The sequence below is a fragment of the Bradyrhizobium campsiandrae genome (assembly GCF_014529705.1).
GTDB lineage: Bacteria > Pseudomonadota > Alphaproteobacteria > Rhizobiales > Xanthobacteraceae > Bradyrhizobium > Bradyrhizobium campsiandrae.
Map to the genome: position 1 here is coordinate 33,953 of NZ_JAANIH010000010.1, position 14,778 is coordinate 48,730.

The window sequence follows — 14,778 nt, forward strand, 5'->3', positions numbered from 1 at the left end:
CATGGCCTGTGCGAACTCTTCGATCCACCGCCGTTTGAGGCCTTTCCGAAAAGCTTTTTCCAGCTGCGGTCAGCTACGCGATCGCCCAACCAGATCACGTGGATGTCGGCGACATCGTGATCTGACCAACGGTGCCCAACTGACTGCACATGGACGTGGTCCAGGTGACGGCTTGGGGCTCCGCGCGGCGTAGCCCCTCACCCTCGATCCGCCGTGTCAAGCGACGAACCGCTCAAACCACTCGAGCATCAGCTTGGGGTTGGTGGGCAGGTAGTTGTAGCCGTCGAAGCGCCGGTTCGTGCCGTCGATCCAAATCAGGTCCTTCTGGTCGGTCGGCATGGCGTCAAAAATCGCCTGCACATCAGCGGGCGTCGTCAGCGTGTCGTCGCGGACCTGAAGGAGCAGCGTCGGGATATCTACCGCGGATGCGTACTGCGGCATGTCCATGTCCTTCAGCTCCATGCTGGTCGCACGGCGCAGAGCGTCGGCGACCTCCGGCAGGGCGTCCGGCATGCCCATGTGGCCCAGGATCGTGCGGTAGAAGGAGCTGAGCGAGATCGGCTGTGGCGCGACGATGGCCCGGACGCCGTCGAACTCCTCGCGATGCTTCTCGATGCGATCCGCGCCCAGAAAGCCGTAGCGGCCAGCGTTGATAGCCCGGAATCGGCGTCGGCATAAAAATCAGCAGTCCGACGCAGCCAAGCGGAATAGCCCGCGCCTAGGCTCAGGACCTATTAATTCCGATTGAGTTGTGATTCACGGTCTCCGAGAAGGAGGCCTTGATGGGTTTGTTTTTGCTGAGCGAGCGCCAGATGGCTCGGATATCGCCCTTCTTCCCGTTGTCGCACGGCGTTCCGCGTGTCGATGACCGGCGGGTGGTTAGCGGCATCGTCTACGTGATCCGCAACGGGCTGCAATGGAAGGACGCGCCGGCCGGCTACGGCCCGCACAAGACGCTCTACAACCGCTTCATCCGCTGGAGCCGGCTGGGCGTCTTCGACCGCATCTTCGCCGGGCTCGCCGGCGAAGGGCCGAGACCGGAGCGCATCATGATCGATGCGACGCATCTGAAGGCTCATCGCACGGCGGCGAGCCTGCTTAAAAAGGGGATGTTCCCCGTCGTATCGGGCGAACCAAGGGCGGGCTGAACTCCAAGCTCCACACCGTCTGCGACGGTGACGGCCGGCCGATCGTCCTGCTCCTGTCGGAAGGCCAGATGAGCGACCACAAAGGCGCCCGCCTGGTGCTCGGCGCCTTGCCGCCAGCCTCTCATCTCATCGCCGATCGCGGCTATGACAGCACCTGGTTCCGCGAGGAACTGGAAGCCAGAGGCATCGAGCCGTGCATCCCGTCAAGCCGGAGCCGCAAAGTACCATACGCCTACGACACAGCCCTCTACCGCCAGCGCCACAAGGTCGAGAACCTGTTCGCCAAACTCAAGGATTGGCGGCGCATCGCCACCCGCTATGACCGGTGTTCCCACACCTTCTTCTCGGCCATCTGCATCGCAGCCACCGTCATCTTCTGGCTCTGATCAATGAGTCCTGAGCCTAGACATGAGCAAAGGAGAACTCGGCCTTGCAAATGCGCCACGCCCTGTTGCCCATCCTTGTAGGAATGTCCGCCATGAGCAGCATCGCCGAAGCCGCGCCTCGTAACCAGGTCGTCGGCACATGGCGTATGGTTGCGGCAGAAATTGAAAGGGATGGCAAAGTCGTACCCGCCTACGGGCAGCGGCCAAGTGGAATGCTGATTTTCGCGCCGGACATGCACTACGTCGAGGTGCTGACTGATGGCGATCTGCCTCGTTTCGCGTCCAACCTGCGTGGCCAAGGTACTGATGAAGAAAACCGCACCGCAATGGCGACGAGCATCGGCATGTTTGGCTCATATACGGTCGATGAGAACGGTGATTTCGCCGGCGATCGCGTTGAAGGTTCGACGTTCCCAAATTGGGTCGGAAGTGTACGAACGCAGAAGGACATACGCATCGTGGTCAACGGAGACCAGATGACAAACTACTTCACCCGTCCAGATGGTACAAAGATCACCATCATTTTTGAGCGCGCAAAATAGCGAATGGTTGACAAGACAAACGCGGATTGGACGACCCCGAGCTGCAACAGGGCGCGAGCCGCTCCTATGCACGCGATTCAGAGTAGTGCCGCTTCTTCGCGTCCAGACGTAGTTGCCCCCGATGACTTTCGCAGCTTCAGTCCGAGCGTGATGAGGACGACCCCAAGGATCGCGGCATAGATGCCGAGCAGCCAGCCCAGTGCGAGGAAGGTCTCAAACGGCCGCGTTACCAGAAGCCAAATGACGAGTATGCTGAGCGCGACGGAAAGAAGGCCGCTGATAAACAGCCAGACCTCGCCCTTAATCTCGTTTCTCAAGCGAATGGCCGCAGCTATTTCAAACACACCGGAGAGCATCGACCAGAACGCAATGCTCACCCATAGAAACGTTGCAAGCACCAGCGTGGCGACAAACGGCGATACCACCACGATAATGCCGGTCAAGACGCCAAGCGCGCCGCTGAAGGCAAGCCATCCCCATCGTTCCTCCTTACGGATCCGTCGAATGGCGGAGACGAGTTCGAACGCGCCGTCGACGAAGGAGTACGCACCGAATACGAGCGTCAGCGCGAGCAGAGAGTCTGCCGGCATTACGAAAGCGATTACGGCGATGATTAAAGCCAAAGCTCCGCGGAGTACAAAGACCCACCAGTTTTTTTGCAACGTGCAGATCAGAACTCCTGTTGCAGGCAGGGGAGGCGTGTCTTGGTTCATGTCGATTTCCTTTTTTGGATCGTCCTGAGGTTTCCCGGTGGGTTTAGCCAAGACTCTGCGCGGGGTTGCCCCATCCGCGGGGAGTGGGAGTCGCTTGGCCGGCCGTATTGCCGCTAGTTCCAGAGTACATCCCGCGGATGGGCCCGCTCGGTCCTCGCATGCAGCTCCGCCGCCTCCTCCGCTTCGAGCAGTGTTTGCCGCTCGAAGCTATTGGGAGGTCTCATTCCACCCGGAGCCAGAGTCCGAGCGAAGTGCTGCTCAAGCTGCGGGCGGCCGAGCCGTGTACGAATCTGCGGACGGGTGGAGGCGTCCCGGTCTGCCGAGCCGACGTTGCATCAAAACAGGTCTGAGACCTGCTTCTTGATCCTGTCGAACCAGCCCTTGCCGCTCTTCCCACCACTTGACTTCTGTTCGATCTCTTTGATCTGCTCGAATATCGGCTCGAAGTCCGCCTTCTTGCCGTAACCCAAAGCCTCCGCCATTCTGATCTGCTTCCGGGCTTCGTCGAGTTGCGCGGCGAGCGATTTGTTGCCCTCTTCCGAGCGCTTATCGTCTTCCGCGAGCTTTTCAGCATCTTTTAAAAGAACCTGCGCGCGCAGTACGGGCAGTGGCACGGCCACCTCCGTAATGACCAGCGTGTTCAGCGCCGCCTGAAGGGTGTCTTTTGCTTCATCCACCTTGCTCTTGGCGATGAGGCCGGCCGCGGACTTGATCGCCGTAGGATAGGCAGCGAGTGGCAAATTCGTGGTCTGGAACACCACCTCGCTGGCGAGGTTACTGACCAACGGGCGTGCCTTTTGAACTTCTCCGTCGCCGAGCAGTCTCCGCGCCTCCTTGATCGCGTCTTTTACGGCATTGGGATCCGCGTATAGATCGCGGATGACGACCCCGGTGTCCACCGGCGCTAGTGCGAGCTTGGGGTCCCGCGCCAGGATAAGTTCGAGCTTCCCGGTAGCGACTTCAAGCGCCTCGAGGGCCTCTTGTGTCTTCTTGTCGCCGAGCAGCGCCAATGCCTTCTTCGTTTGGTCGAGCGCTGTCTCGGCGTCGACGACGATCTTCTTGCGTTCTTCGTCTGCCCGTTTGGCGACGTCAGCATCCACTTCGGGTTGTGCTGACTTCGCCGTCGGCGATTGCTCCTGCGCCGGGTTCGCCTGAGACTGAGACTGTTCCTGCCCACGGGCTGGAACCCCATGTGCGGCGACCAGGCTCAACGCCGCCGCGGAAAGCAGTATACTTTTAAGATTGGTTGTCATTGATGATCTCCCTTGTTGCAGCGTGGTTGAATCAGCGCGGGCTCACGGTTGCACCGGCAATCGCTACGGATCTGCACATCGGCCTCAACCTGATGCGTCAGGTCCAGCTCACGGGCCCTTTCTCTTGGCGGGCAAGCGCCGCGGAGCTGTCGGCAGACAAAGAGCATTGATGGCAACTCCGCCTCCGACCGACACTGACAATCGACAGTTTTTCGCGAGATACGGCGCTCGAAGCGCGGACGGCTGTTTCCGAAGGACCGCTCACGCGGCGTGACAGGGGCGCCCCACGGGTTGCAGCCAGCCTGCCCATGAAGGTCGGACGTTTGTTTTCCTGCCAAGTGGCGGTTCGTCGCGTGAGCAGCTTCGTGCTGAATCGGCGTCCACATCGAAAACTGACGCCTGTCAGCGCGCGCCACCATGCCCGGCGTAGCGTGGTTACGCCGTAAGTTGCGGAGGACCGACCAGGGGCCGCGCAGCGCGGCCATGCTCAATTGGCAGAAGGAAATAGAACAATGAGATCTGACAGTGACATCAAGCGCGACGTGGAATTCGAGCTGAAGTGGGACCCCGACATCGACGCCACCGACATCGGCGTTGCGGTCAAGTCCGGCGTCGTGACGCTCACGGGTTTTGTCCGCAGCTATCTGCAAAAGTACGAGGCAGAGCGAGCGGCAAAGCGTGTGTCCGGCGTCCTCGGCCTGGCGAACGACATCGAAGTACGGCTGCCCTCCGAAAGCCAGCGCACCGATCCCGAGCTCGCGCGCGAAGCCGTCGCCGCGATCAAGACCGAGCTTCCTTACGCGCACGAAAACGTCAAGGTGTTGGTGAAAACCGGCTGGGCGACGCTGGAAGGCTCCGTCGAATGGGATTACCAGCGCACACGCGCCGAACGCGCGGTCCGGGCCCTGAAAGGCATAAAGGGCATCTCAAACCTGATCACGCTGAAGCCGCGCGTCGCCCCGGCCGAAATCAAATCGAAAATCGAGGACGCCTTCAAGCGCAGCGCCGAGATCGACGCCAATCGGATCGTTGTGACGGCCAGCGGGGGGGAGGTCACGCTCACCGGCACGGTTCGCTCTTGGGCCGAGCGCCAAGAAGCCGAGCGGGCCGCATGGCGGGCACCAGGGGTCACGAAGGTCGATAACCGTATCACCATCGCTCCTTAAACCGGCGCACATGAGACAGCGGAGGGCGGAAGTGTGCACTCTGCTCTCCGCTTTATCGAAAGGTTTCGCGTCAAGGGGAAAGCGACCAATCGTGACTCTGTGAACAGCCAGGCAAACGCGACAGAAATCCCAAGCTAGAAGCCATTCTTGCGAACGCATTTCCCCGGTGAGACAGGGGCGAACGTGCGCAATACCGAACAAGAGGCGGCTCTACCGCAAGCATATAGTTTCCAATCAACCCGAGTTAGTTGTCTCGACGCGAGCTCGCACGTCGTATCCCATCCGATCATCCGAAACCCAACTCTACCGACGACCTCCGAACGGAACGTTGGGAGCTATCGCCAAGGGAGATGCACAAAATTTGGAGGAGCGCAGGTGCCGGACCGATTCTACCAAACAGTGGGTTTCATTGAAGCCGTCGAGAAAGCGCAGAGCGCGATCGAAGTGGAAGAGTGTCTGCTCGCATTTGCTGCAAGTTTCGGCTTCACGTCTGTTTTTGGCGGTATTGTTCCGTTGCGCCCCGTTCCGCTGGACGAAATGCCTTCACGCATCTTGTTTCAGCGGTTTCCAGAGGGGTGGGCGGAGCGATACAACGACAACGGCTATGTACTTCGTGATCCCATCGTCTCTCGATTGATATATGATCGGGCACCCTTTGCGTGGGCTGACGCCTATAAAACCGATCGTGAAAGACAGAACGTCAAACTCATTAGTGGAGAGGCGTCCGAGTTCGGGCTCCGGGACGGCTACGTCGTGCCGATTCCCACGATCGAAGGTGACGTCGCCGCGGTGTCTTTCGGTGGCCCGGCGTACGCTGTGGAGCCAAGTGAGGTTGCGGCGCTTAATTTCGCCGCAAGCTACGCGGTCGGGAGCTATCTGCATCACAGAATCGCACGCAGGCGACTGTCTGCAGCCTTGACGCCGCGAGAGTCGGACTGTCTCGTGTGGGCGGGTGAAGGAAAAACGGATTGGGAGATTTCGGTTATTCTAGGCATCTCCCGCGCAACGGTTTTGAAGCACGTTGCCGCCGCGCGGGAGAAGCTCGGAGCGGTAAACAAGGCGCACGCCATTGCGACGGCGATCAGAATCAAACTCCTCGCGTAAGCTCATGGCAGCGTCTGAGAATTGATAAGACGCACGGCTCAGCGAAATGAATTTAGCGACGTAAGGGAGCTTTTGAGACTGTAGCTGCGCGGGCTCTTAGAAGCATCTAGCGTCCCTCGCGGCGCGCTCTCTAGCCGCCTCAAAGCCTCAGCGCTCTTCTCCGAACTCACTATGTAGATCTTTAAGGGTCTGCTCTACCTGGCGAAGTCTGGGTCCAGGTGCGTCTACTACGATATTGATCATTGCCGCGAAATCGTCAGCCTCGTCCCGCCTCGCCGCAGCAAGGATATCCCGCACATTGCAGGTCTCTCCTGAGGGAGCGGGGGGGCCAGCGCCGAGCTCGAGAGCCTTGCGGGGCTGCGGCGCCGGCGCCGGCGCCGTGGTCAGAACAAGGGGCGCACGGGCTTCCTTTGCGGCGGCGCTGGGCCTCTTCGCCTTCGGCGCACTGGTTTGAGCCGGCCGGCGGGGCGAGACTTTGCCAGATCGCGCCGGTGCGCGGGCAGCGGCCGCCTCCGTTGGCTCCAGATGTGACGTGTCGGGACCGGGGTTAATCGCTCCCTGAAGGGATTCATCCTGCCAGACCCGCAATCTGGGCAGAGGCGGCGGGACGCTTCTCGCGCGCTCGTAATAGCCGCGATATGGCTTGTCCAAGTAGTGCCTGATCTTGGTCAGCTCGAACGACGGAGAATTTTTTACCATCAAGATGGAAAGGCGCGCCGACATTTCCCGTAGCTCGAGCGGGCTGCGCAGGGGGCGCGGTGTGTAGTGCGGCGACCAGACTCGGGGCGCGAAGATGCCCTGGCCCGGCCGCTGGATCGGCGTCTTATAGACCTGCGTGGTCTCACCAAGCATTTCGGAAACGAAGTCCGAAGTCTCAAGATCGTTGATCTGGATGAACAGCTTGATCTGCGAGCCAGAGACTGTGGTGATGCGGGTGTTCTTGCCGTAAAGCTCGTCGAGCTGCGCGAGGTCCTGCATGACGATTGCCATCCGGAAGCCATATCCGGCGCTGATCGTGATCTTGGAAATCAGCGAATCCATTCGGCCGACGTGATAGAACTCGTCGAGCATCAGCAGAACCTGATGCGGCTCGTCGTCGCCGGGAATCTTGACCATTAGAAGGTCGTGGATTTGCTGGAACAAGATGCGAATGAGCGGCCGGAAGATTGAAAGCTCGGCGATCGTGCATCCGATGAAGATTGTCATCGGCGTGCGCCGCAGCTCCCGGATGTCGAAGTCCGAGGTTTCCGTCGCGGCCGAGATGAGACCGTTGTTCCAAAGGCTCATCGCCATGTTGACGTTGAAGACCGCGCTGTTGCGCGTCTCCGGCTCGAGCGCGATGTATTGATTGAAGCTGTCGACCACCCATGTCGGCAGATTTTGTCGCTCGGTGCGGACGATGGCCCGCAGCACCGTCGAGATGTCCTTCCCGGTGGTCGTCATACGGGCCACCGTGCGCATGTGCTGAGCGCCCTCGATCAGCGGCGAGGAAAGCACATAGCCGATCAGGGCGGAGAGCAAGAGCCGACCGGCGCCGGCCCAAGTGTCGTCGGCCTTTTCTGGAATGACGAAGGAGGCGACCACGAGACAGTCGGTAGCCATGCGCTCGTCGCGGCGCACGAAGTCGAGAGGATTGTAGCGGTGTGTGTCGTTCGATCCCGGCGAGAACATAAAAACCTTATTGCCCATCGCCGTGCGATGGTTGGCGAGGGCCTCGAAGTTCTCGCGCTTCGGGTCGAAGAAGACTGCCGAACCTTGCCACACATAACCATTGGGCAGGACGAAGCCCGTCCCTTTGCCGGACCGCGATGGTCCGACCACGAGGATATGCGCAGGTTCGTCGGAACGGATGGTGACACCACTGAGCAATCCGAGGACGATTCCACGTTTGCTGGTCAAACCCCGCTTCGCCGCTTCCATCAGATTGCCGAAGCGAGCCGCGCCGTACGGCATCTGTCGACGGTTGATGTAGGCGAAGAGCGCGCCGGCCAGGCCAAGGGCGACCACTGCGGCGGCGGCGTATCCGGCACGGATGAGTGCCTCGGCGCGCGTCGGCGGATAGACCAGCCGCTCATAAAAATGACGCCATGCCACCAGGAAAAAGTCGGCGGAGCGGTCGGCATTCTGCATCGCGAACAGCGCCCAGCGGCTGGCGCCCTCGCTCGGGAACCGGTGGGGCGCCCAGCGCAGCGCGACCACCACCTCATACGCCAGGCTCCACAACAAGCAGAACGCCAGAAGCACGAGCAGCCCGATGCCGATGCGGAATGCGATGATGCGGCTCATCGGTCATACCTCGCGGCGTGCTCGCGTCGCCAGTCGGGCATGCGCGAGAAATAGATCTCGGATGTGCCGCGCCAGCCGCCAACCTTGGTTTGTTGAACCACGATCGGAAGAACGGACTTGATGTACGCGATGATCTCGTCACGCCGCAGACCAAGCCCGGCCTGCATCACCATCAGCGCCAGCTGTTCGAAGGCGCCGGCCGAACTGTCCGCATGGACCGTCGTGATGCTGCCGGGATGTCCCGTATTGATCGCGCGCAGAAACGAATAGGCTTCGGCGCCGCGGATCTCGCCGAGAAAAATGCGGTCCGGACGCAGCCGCATGGAAGCCTGCAGGAGCATTTCGACCGTAACTCGGGCTTCGCCCTGGTCCCCCTTCGAGGCCACCAAGGGAAGGAAGTTCTTCTGGATCGGATTGACCTCACGCGTGTCCTCGATCGTGATGATGCGCTCGTCGGCCGGCACTTCCTTGAGTATCGCGTTCAGGAACGTCGTCTTTCCGGAGCTTGTCCCTCCCGAAAGCAGGATCGAATATCGACTGACAACGGCCAGCTTGATAAAGTCCTCGATGCGGCCCGCGTCGAGATGCTCGCACAGGCGGCGATCGACGTCGGACAAGGCGCCCTCTTCGGTCATCGCGACCTTGTCGAACGATCCCATGCGGCGATAATCGTCGAGCCGCATCTCCTTGATGACCTGCTTGCGGATGGCAAACGCACCGCCCGAGGTCGTCGCTGGGGGAATGACGCCTTGGAAGCGCTCCCCCGTTGGCAAGGCCGCGGACAGAAGCGGATGTTCTTCGTTGACGCTTTGCCCCGAATGACCCGCGACGCGCTCGGCCAAGTGGCGGATCGCGTGTTCGCTGAGCGCTGGCACCTCGTGCCTTTCCATCGCCGATTGTCCAAACCGTTCGACCCAGACTTCCCCAGGCCCATTGGCGCAGATCTCGACGACCTGATCGTCCTCGAGCCAAGGTCGGATCGGCTCCAGCGCGCGATCAATGAAGACCGTCAGGCTTCGCGCCACTACGCTCACGCTTCAGCTCCCTGAGGGCTTCCTTGACCGGATCGGGATACAGTGCCGAGAAATCGAGATCGCGCCGCACGAACACGATGATCCGCGTTCCCTGGTCGAGGTAAATCGTCGGTGGAATGTTGATCGAGTTGCGCAGGGCCTCCTGAGCGATGTTGGTCAGAGTTTGGGAAATGTTCTGTGCGGCGATCTGACGGGCCTGCAGGGAAAGCTGGTTCTGGTTCACGCCGGTTTGGGTCTGCGTCACGACGCCGGTCACGGGGTCGGTGGTCGTGATGACCGTGCCGTTGCCATAGCCGTCGGTGTTTTGTCCGTATGCGCTGAGGAATTGTGCTCCCCCGCCGACCAGCGACAGCACGATCGCCGAGCCGAAGCGCTCGAGATAATGATTGTCGACGAAGCCAGCGTTGCCGGCACGGCCGAGCTCGTCGGCGCCGTTCGAACCGAGTTGCACCGACACGCCGTCGGACCGCAACATCCGGGTCCAGACGATGAAGACCCGGGTCTGGCCCTGGGCGATGCCGGACCGATACTCGCCGATCAGGCGGCTGCCCGACGGAATAAGCACGCGTCGGCCGTCGAACGACCAGACATTCTCGGTCACGACAGCTCGCACCATGCCGGGCAGATCGCTCTGTACGGCCGTTTCCAGCACGCCGCGGATCAGCGTGCCCTGCGCCACCAGCGCGTCGATGCGGTCGTTCTTTGATGCGCGGGCCACTTCGACCCCTGCGGCGGAGACCGATGCGAGGAAGCGCCTATTGGGATCGTCTTCGTTGCCTGCCGCACCACGAGGTCCGTCCTCGCCATTCGTAGCGGCGGCCGCCGAGGCGTTGTCAGCGATCACCTGTGGCGCGCGCAGCCGCTCCCAGCGCCGTCGCTCTTCCTCCTGGCGTTGCCGCTCGAGCTCCGCGAGCCGCCGCGCCTCGTCATCGTTGGGCGGTGCCGCGACAAGGGGCGGTTCCGGTGCCGGCGGCGGCGGCAACGCCAGGGGCGGTGCGACCGGAGGAGCAGGCGGAGCGGGTTCGGGCGGCGCCGGCGGCACGACGATCGTGCCCTGATCGGTTTGGGGACGGGGCGTCGAAAGCGACGGCGCCGGAAACTGGGTGGTCGTGAATTCTTCTTTGTCCGGCGTCGTCAAAGTGGGAGTCCGGCGGGCCAGCGATCCGTAGATGAGCCAGGCGGCAATCGCCAGCGCCCCAAGCGGTATGGCGATCTTCAAGAAACCGCCGAGAGCGGTTCGCCCCCGGGCGACAGAGCTGGCGGCGGCCGCCTCGAGCTCCAGTGAACGATAATCGTCGGCCGTCGGCATGCGCGCTCAACCTCCCGAGGCGGTGGCCGTGCCCACGCGCTGCGGCGCGTAAGGCTCAAGGCCTGTCGGCTCATGCACGTTGGTCAGACGGCGGTTGAAGATGCAGGTCGATTCCTGGCCGTTGCGCAGGGTCCATTGCGCGGAGACCTTGTCGACGACGACATAGGGTCCCTCTGTCCGGAAATTGACGAGGCTCTCATTGCGATCCGCGTCGACGATGAAGATCGCCGGTGTCTCGCCCTCGAACCGAAACCAGGTCTTGGTGCCGTCGTCGAAGACGGCGACCGGCTTGTTGGTGGAAGACCCCTTGTAGCCGTAGTTGCTGTTGGCGTTCGCGATGTTGAGCGCTTTCAAGTTCGGATTGGCGGCGCGCTCCTTGGCTTCGGCAAGCAGCCGGGCGCTGGCTTCGTCATCCGGGAAGCGAAACCGCACGGCGTAGATCTGATTCGATGGCGGGCGCGTGTTCGAGCGCAGCAGGAACGAGTAGACTCGCTTGTCGGTCACCACGTTGAGATTGGATTGCGCGTTCTTCTCCACGGGTTTGATGAAGATGATGTCGCCTTTTCGGTTCGGCTCGACGCGCCAGGCAATGGAATCGCCGAGCGCCAACGTCTCGATCTTTTCGTCAGGCTGCAGCTGGATCATCGTCGACGTGCCGTAGGTGGCGTCGATTGCGGTGACGTTGTCCCGGTTGTAGACGACGTCGCGCACACGCGGGTCGAGGCGGCCGGGGCGCGGCGTCGATTCGGCAAGCGCCGCGCCCGTCGACAGTAAGAGGGTAAGAAGCGCAACAGCGGACGGCCGCATCATGGCTGCTGCCCCACGCTGCGCGGAGATGGCGCCGATTCCTGGTCACGCCGATATTCGAGCACCTGGAAGCCCAGCGGATTGTCGAAACGCCATTCGTTGCGCATGGGCGCGGACGTGTAACGGAAGCGCACCAGAGAAACCCAGTGCCGAGTCACGATGTTGGTGGCCGACTTTTCGTCGGTGGAGAAGCGGACCAGAGCGGTGCGGTTGTTCGGAAAGGTCACCGACTTGATGGTGACGCTGACCTCGGTGTTCGTCCCGTAGATCTTCACCGGGTTATTGGGATTGGCGGGCGAGTAAATCTCGGTGAGTTCGCGCGCCGCGTCTCCGGCGGCGAGGAGTTGGGCGAGATCAAAATTATCCTTCAGCGCCTTCGGATCGTAGGTCTCGCGCGCTTTGATGTAGCGCACGACATTGAACATCGTGACCGCCTCGTCCTGCGTCAGCGGTCCCTCCGCGGTCGGTCGCTTGACCTCGACGAACCCCGTCGTTTTGTCGACGACGACCATATAAGGCTCGTAGGTCTTGAGTGGCACGAGGAGCGCCAGCACGGCGAGCGCGGTGACGGCAACCATGGTCATCACGGTGGCGACGATCCAGGCTAGCGCGCGCGAGTTGCGGTTGCGCCGGGCGATATCATGCTCCCAAGTTGCGCCGTCGGCATAATAGCGCGGATCAACCCGGTCGGACTGGGTCGTGGTATCCGTCACGGTCTTCCTCCCCCGCTCTGCGCGGGCGGTACGCCGGAGTTGCGGAGTTGGTCGGCGAGCCGACGGAACTCTGCGGACTGCGTCCAGCTCGCGGCGCGGAGGCCGACGCGCGCTCTCTGCCGCGCGGCCAGCTCCTCCCGCCGCGCCATCGAAGCGGGGTTGAACGGATTGCGGAAGGCGAGGCGCGCTCGGTTGGCGGCCGCCCCCATCCGGTAGCCGGAGGCCGTGGCCAGGACCGCGCCGAGCCGGGGCGCGAAGATCGGGACGCCACCTGCGATAGCGGCCGCTATGTTATTGATCTGGCTCAGCAGGAGGATGCCGATGATGGCGAGCAGCACCACCGGTCCGATTGTTGCCCATGTGGCAGACTTGCTGTTGGCGACGCCGTTCAGCGTGTCGATCGATTGCTGGATCAGCGAGACATAGAAGGCGAGGAAGGCGTATACGAGCACCTGCACAAGGAAATACTGCGCGAGTGAGCTCATCCAGCCGCTGAAGAACCGCGACGTGACGCCGAACAGAAGCAGGATGATGAATAGCGGCGCCAGGGCAAGCAGAAGCCACATGAACATCTTCGACAACACGATCAGGAAGATGGCGAAACCGATCAGGATCGCCATGACAACGTAGAAAACGGCGGCGAAGATGTAGGGTCCCCAATTGGTAATGCCGGCATTCTGTAGAAACGCCTCGGTCGCGCTATTGGTCGTGTCCCACATGTTCTGCAAGGCCGACTGGACGGCGTTGACCGAGGTGAGATTGGCCGAGGTGCCGGTATTGTTGGCGGAAGTGACGGCGCTCAGCAGCGCGTTGCCGATGGCGGAAGGACCGTCATTCAGGATCGTATACACGAAGGTTTGGAATTCTCCCCAGCGGGTCGCCAGGACATAGATCATCATCGCGCGAAAGAGCCGGAAGGCATAATCCGTCGGGCCGCCGCTGGCCGTGCCCTGCCAGATCCCGACGCCCCAGAAGATTACGTAAAGCGTCAGGAGCAGACCGGCGACGCCGGTTGTCCCGCCCGATGTCGCCGCGTTCGCGAGGGCCTGATATGCCGTCGAAACGTAATTCTGGCCAAGCTGGTCGACGGATTGCAGTAGCGAAGTGATATTGAAATTGTTGGCCATCGCGCTCCTCAGATCGGCCGCATCGGGCCGCAGGCGTCAACGGCCTCAACCGCGGCTCGAGCGGGCGGCGCGGGAGGGAGCTGCGCATAGGCCAGCGGCGCGCCGCCCTCGTCGGGTGAACACGGCGCTTTCAGCGGCTTATAGGCACAGCCGCCGAGCGCGAGCGTGAGTAGTACGCTGGCCATGAGGAGCGATACCGATCTCACTGCGGCGGCGCCTTGGGTTGCGTGAATGTCATGGCCCGCGAGGCGGATTCCGCGGCATCGTTCCGGTTGGGGGACGTTTCAGCGGTGCTCGTCGCCGGCCATGAGGATGGACGGAGCGCGTAGCGTCCGACCGCGACGCCCACGGCGAGCGCAACCACGGCTGTCGCGATGACAATGGCCTTCGACATGGGGGTCCCCCAGATGTTGTGTTGCGCCGTCCCGCGCGGCGTGCGCGAAAGCTTTTCGCGGCTCGCCGCCCGCTCCGCTACTGAGTGAATTTCATGGCGCGCGCCGCGGCCGACTCCGCCGCGATGCGATCGAGATTGGCCTGGTTCGCCGCAGCGGCTGCATTGTTCGCAACCCCGTTCAGTTCATTGATCGTCAGGCCGGTCTGAACCTGCACCTGGGTATTCTGATCGATGCTGCCTTTCAGATCCTGCGCCTGGCCGATCTGCTGGCCGCCCTGCTTGAAAGCGCTCGATCGCTGCTGCACCGCGCTCTGTGTCGAGTTGATGAGCCCCGAGAGCGTAGCGGCGACGTTCACGGAACTCTTGTAAGCCGTGTCCACGGGGTGGCTCTGGCCGCTGGTGAGACCGGTGATCGTCTGTACGAGCTGCAGGCCATTGATCAGAGTCGACACGATGTTCTGCGAATTCGAGCCCATGCCGGCGAAAGACAGCGCCCCGCCCGAGATCACCGATCCGAGGGAGGGCGCCTGCGCCATGGAGAAGCCGCCGCCGAGGGCCATTTGTGCGAGCGTTCCTTGCGCCTGGGACGAGCGATCGCCCGTCACCGCTTGCAGCGTCTTCTGGGTGAACTGCATGATCTGCTGATCGGCGGTCAGGATCTTCTGGGTGCTGGTTGCGATCTCCTGGGCCTTTTGCAGGTTGGCGTTGTCGATGACCGGGACTTGCGCCAACGCTGGCGACAATTGGGCGGTCACGATGACGGCGATGAGGGCAAGGATGGTGCGCATGAAAATCC

The 14,778-nt window shown here is 61.9% G+C and carries 16 protein-coding genes; 4 read left to right on the forward strand and 12 right to left on the reverse strand.

The genetic code is table 11. The features are described from left to right. Positions 1-216 precede the first annotated feature (216 nt). On the reverse strand, positions 217-513 hold the full coding sequence (locus tag G8O24_RS09445; protein WP_152544215.1) for an alpha/beta fold hydrolase: 297 nt from the start codon (positions 511-513) through the stop codon (positions 217-219). Positions 514-779: 266 nt separating this feature from the next. On the opposite strand from G8O24_RS09445, the gene G8O24_RS09450 reads away from it, so the two are divergent. Both G8O24_RS09450 and G8O24_RS09455 read left to right on the forward strand, forming a co-directional pair. Then, positions 780-1,534 (forward strand): IS5 family transposase gene (locus G8O24_RS09450; protein ID WP_188098602.1). Its coding sequence is split into 2 segments (ribosomal slippage): positions 780-1,113 and positions 1,113-1,534, totalling 756 coding nucleotides; the frame shifts between segments, so codons are not numbered across the junction. 92 nt (positions 1,535-1,626) lie between these two features. Beyond that, positions 1,627-2,076: a lipocalin-like domain-containing protein gene (locus G8O24_RS09455; protein WP_244645797.1), complete on the forward strand. Its 450-nt coding sequence runs from the start codon at positions 1,627-1,629 to the stop codon at positions 2,074-2,076. Between the two features lie 77 nt (positions 2,077-2,153). On the opposite strand, the gene G8O24_RS09460 is transcribed toward G8O24_RS09455, so the two are convergent. Both G8O24_RS09460 and G8O24_RS09465 read right to left on the reverse strand, forming a co-directional pair. Next, positions 2,154-2,789 carry an HdeD family acid-resistance protein gene (locus G8O24_RS09460; RefSeq protein ID WP_188098607.1) on the reverse strand — a complete coding sequence of 212 codons (636 nt, stop codon included), beginning with the start codon at positions 2,787-2,789 and terminating at the stop codon, positions 2,154-2,156. Positions 2,790-3,124: 335 nt separating this feature from the next. Continuing rightward, a complete protein-coding gene (locus G8O24_RS09465) occupies positions 3,125-4,042 on the reverse strand; it encodes a YfdX family protein (protein ID WP_006023729.1) in 918 nt (305 codons plus the stop codon). Between the two features lie 512 nt (positions 4,043-4,554). On the opposite strand from G8O24_RS09465, the gene G8O24_RS09470 reads away from it, so the two are divergent. Together G8O24_RS09470 and G8O24_RS09475 are read left to right on the forward strand one after the other, a co-directional pair. Continuing rightward, positions 4,555-5,208 carry a BON domain-containing protein gene (locus tag G8O24_RS09470; protein WP_006023728.1) on the forward strand — a complete coding sequence of 218 codons (654 nt, stop codon included), beginning with the start codon at positions 4,555-4,557 and terminating at the stop codon, positions 5,206-5,208. A gap of 375 nt (positions 5,209-5,583) precedes the next feature. Then, positions 5,584-6,312, forward strand: a complete 729-nt coding sequence (locus G8O24_RS09475) for a helix-turn-helix transcriptional regulator (protein WP_006023727.1) — start codon at positions 5,584-5,586, stop codon at positions 6,310-6,312. Positions 6,313-6,459: 147 nt separating this feature from the next. Here the strand turns inward: G8O24_RS09475 and G8O24_RS09480 are convergent, their stop codons facing one another. From G8O24_RS09480 to G8O24_RS09520, 9 genes are all read right to left on the reverse strand, one after another. Further along, a complete protein-coding gene (locus G8O24_RS09480; protein WP_188098608.1) occupies positions 6,460-8,598 on the reverse strand; it encodes a type IV secretory system conjugative DNA transfer family protein in 2,139 nt (712 codons plus the stop codon). Continuing rightward, a complete protein-coding gene (gene virB11 / locus G8O24_RS09485; protein WP_006023725.1) occupies positions 8,595-9,632 on the reverse strand; it encodes a P-type DNA transfer ATPase VirB11 in 1,038 nt (345 codons plus the stop codon). The genes G8O24_RS09480 and virB11 overlap by 4 nt, the downstream gene beginning before the upstream one ends. Then, on the reverse strand, positions 9,595-10,941 hold the full coding sequence (virB10, locus tag G8O24_RS09490) for a type IV secretion system protein VirB10 (RefSeq protein WP_024921631.1): 1,347 nt from the start codon (positions 10,939-10,941) through the stop codon (positions 9,595-9,597). Before virB10 ends, virB11 begins: the two co-directional genes overlap by 38 nt. Positions 10,942-10,947: 6 nt before the next feature. Continuing rightward, positions 10,948-11,751: a P-type conjugative transfer protein VirB9 gene (gene virB9 / locus G8O24_RS09495; protein ID WP_006023723.1), complete on the reverse strand. Its 804-nt coding sequence runs from the start codon at positions 11,749-11,751 to the stop codon at positions 10,948-10,950. Beyond that, a complete protein-coding gene (locus G8O24_RS09500) occupies positions 11,748-12,461 on the reverse strand; it encodes a VirB8 family type IV secretion system protein (protein ID WP_006023722.1) in 714 nt (237 codons plus the stop codon). The genes virB9 and G8O24_RS09500 overlap by 4 nt, the downstream gene beginning before the upstream one ends. Further along, positions 12,458-13,588, reverse strand: a complete 1,131-nt coding sequence (locus G8O24_RS09505) for a TrbL/VirB6 family protein (RefSeq protein WP_188098610.1) — start codon at positions 13,586-13,588, stop codon at positions 12,458-12,460. The genes G8O24_RS09500 and G8O24_RS09505 overlap by 4 nt, the downstream gene beginning before the upstream one ends. Positions 13,589-13,596: 8 nt before the next feature. Then, entirely contained in the window at positions 13,597-13,773 is a 177-nt protein-coding gene (locus G8O24_RS09510) for a hypothetical protein (RefSeq protein ID WP_024921632.1), read from the reverse strand. 17 nt (positions 13,774-13,790) lie between these two features. After that, positions 13,791-13,982, reverse strand: a complete 192-nt coding sequence (locus G8O24_RS09515; protein ID WP_006023720.1) for a hypothetical protein — start codon at positions 13,980-13,982, stop codon at positions 13,791-13,793. Between the two features lie 77 nt (positions 13,983-14,059). After that, the gene (locus G8O24_RS09520) at positions 14,060-14,770 is read right to left on the reverse strand and encodes a type IV secretion system protein (RefSeq protein WP_006023719.1); all 711 of its coding nucleotides are present in this window, start codon (positions 14,768-14,770) and stop codon (positions 14,060-14,062) included. Positions 14,771-14,778: the final 8 nt, after the last annotated feature.

Bases quoted from the DNA above. Each gene is read 5' to 3' on its own strand.
- G8O24_RS09445 (WP_152544215.1), bottom strand. From the start codon at position 513: ATGCCGGACGCCCTGCCGGAGGTCGCCGACGCTCTGCGCCGTGCGACC.
- G8O24_RS09455 (WP_244645797.1), top strand. From the start codon at position 1,627: ATGAGCAGCATCGCCGAAGCCGCGCCTCGTAACCAGGTCGTCGGCACA.
- G8O24_RS09460 (WP_188098607.1), bottom strand. From the start codon at position 2,789: ATGAACCAAGACACGCCTCCCCTGCCTGCAACAGGAGTTCTGATCTGC.
- G8O24_RS09465 (WP_006023729.1), bottom strand. From the start codon at position 4,042: ATGACAACCAATCTTAAAAGTATACTGCTTTCCGCGGCGGCGTTGAGC.
- G8O24_RS09470 (WP_006023728.1), top strand. From the start codon at position 4,555: ATGAGATCTGACAGTGACATCAAGCGCGACGTGGAATTCGAGCTGAAG.
- G8O24_RS09480 (WP_188098608.1), bottom strand. From the start codon at position 8,598: ATGAGCCGCATCATCGCATTCCGCATCGGCATCGGGCTGCTCGTGCTT.
- virB10 (WP_024921631.1), bottom strand. From the start codon at position 10,941: ATGCCGACGGCCGACGATTATCGTTCACTGGAGCTCGAGGCGGCCGCC.
- virB9 (WP_006023723.1), bottom strand. From the start codon at position 11,751: ATGATGCGGCCGTCCGCTGTTGCGCTTCTTACCCTCTTACTGTCGACG.
- G8O24_RS09505 (WP_188098610.1), bottom strand. From the start codon at position 13,588: ATGGCCAACAATTTCAATATCACTTCGCTACTGCAATCCGTCGACCAG.
- G8O24_RS09510 (WP_024921632.1), bottom strand. From the start codon at position 13,773: ATGGCCAGCGTACTACTCACGCTCGCGCTCGGCGGCTGTGCCTATAAG.
- G8O24_RS09515 (WP_006023720.1), bottom strand. From the start codon at position 13,982: ATGTCGAAGGCCATTGTCATCGCGACAGCCGTGGTTGCGCTCGCCGTG.
- G8O24_RS09520 (WP_006023719.1), bottom strand. From the start codon at position 14,770: ATGCGCACCATCCTTGCCCTCATCGCCGTCATCGTGACCGCCCAATTG.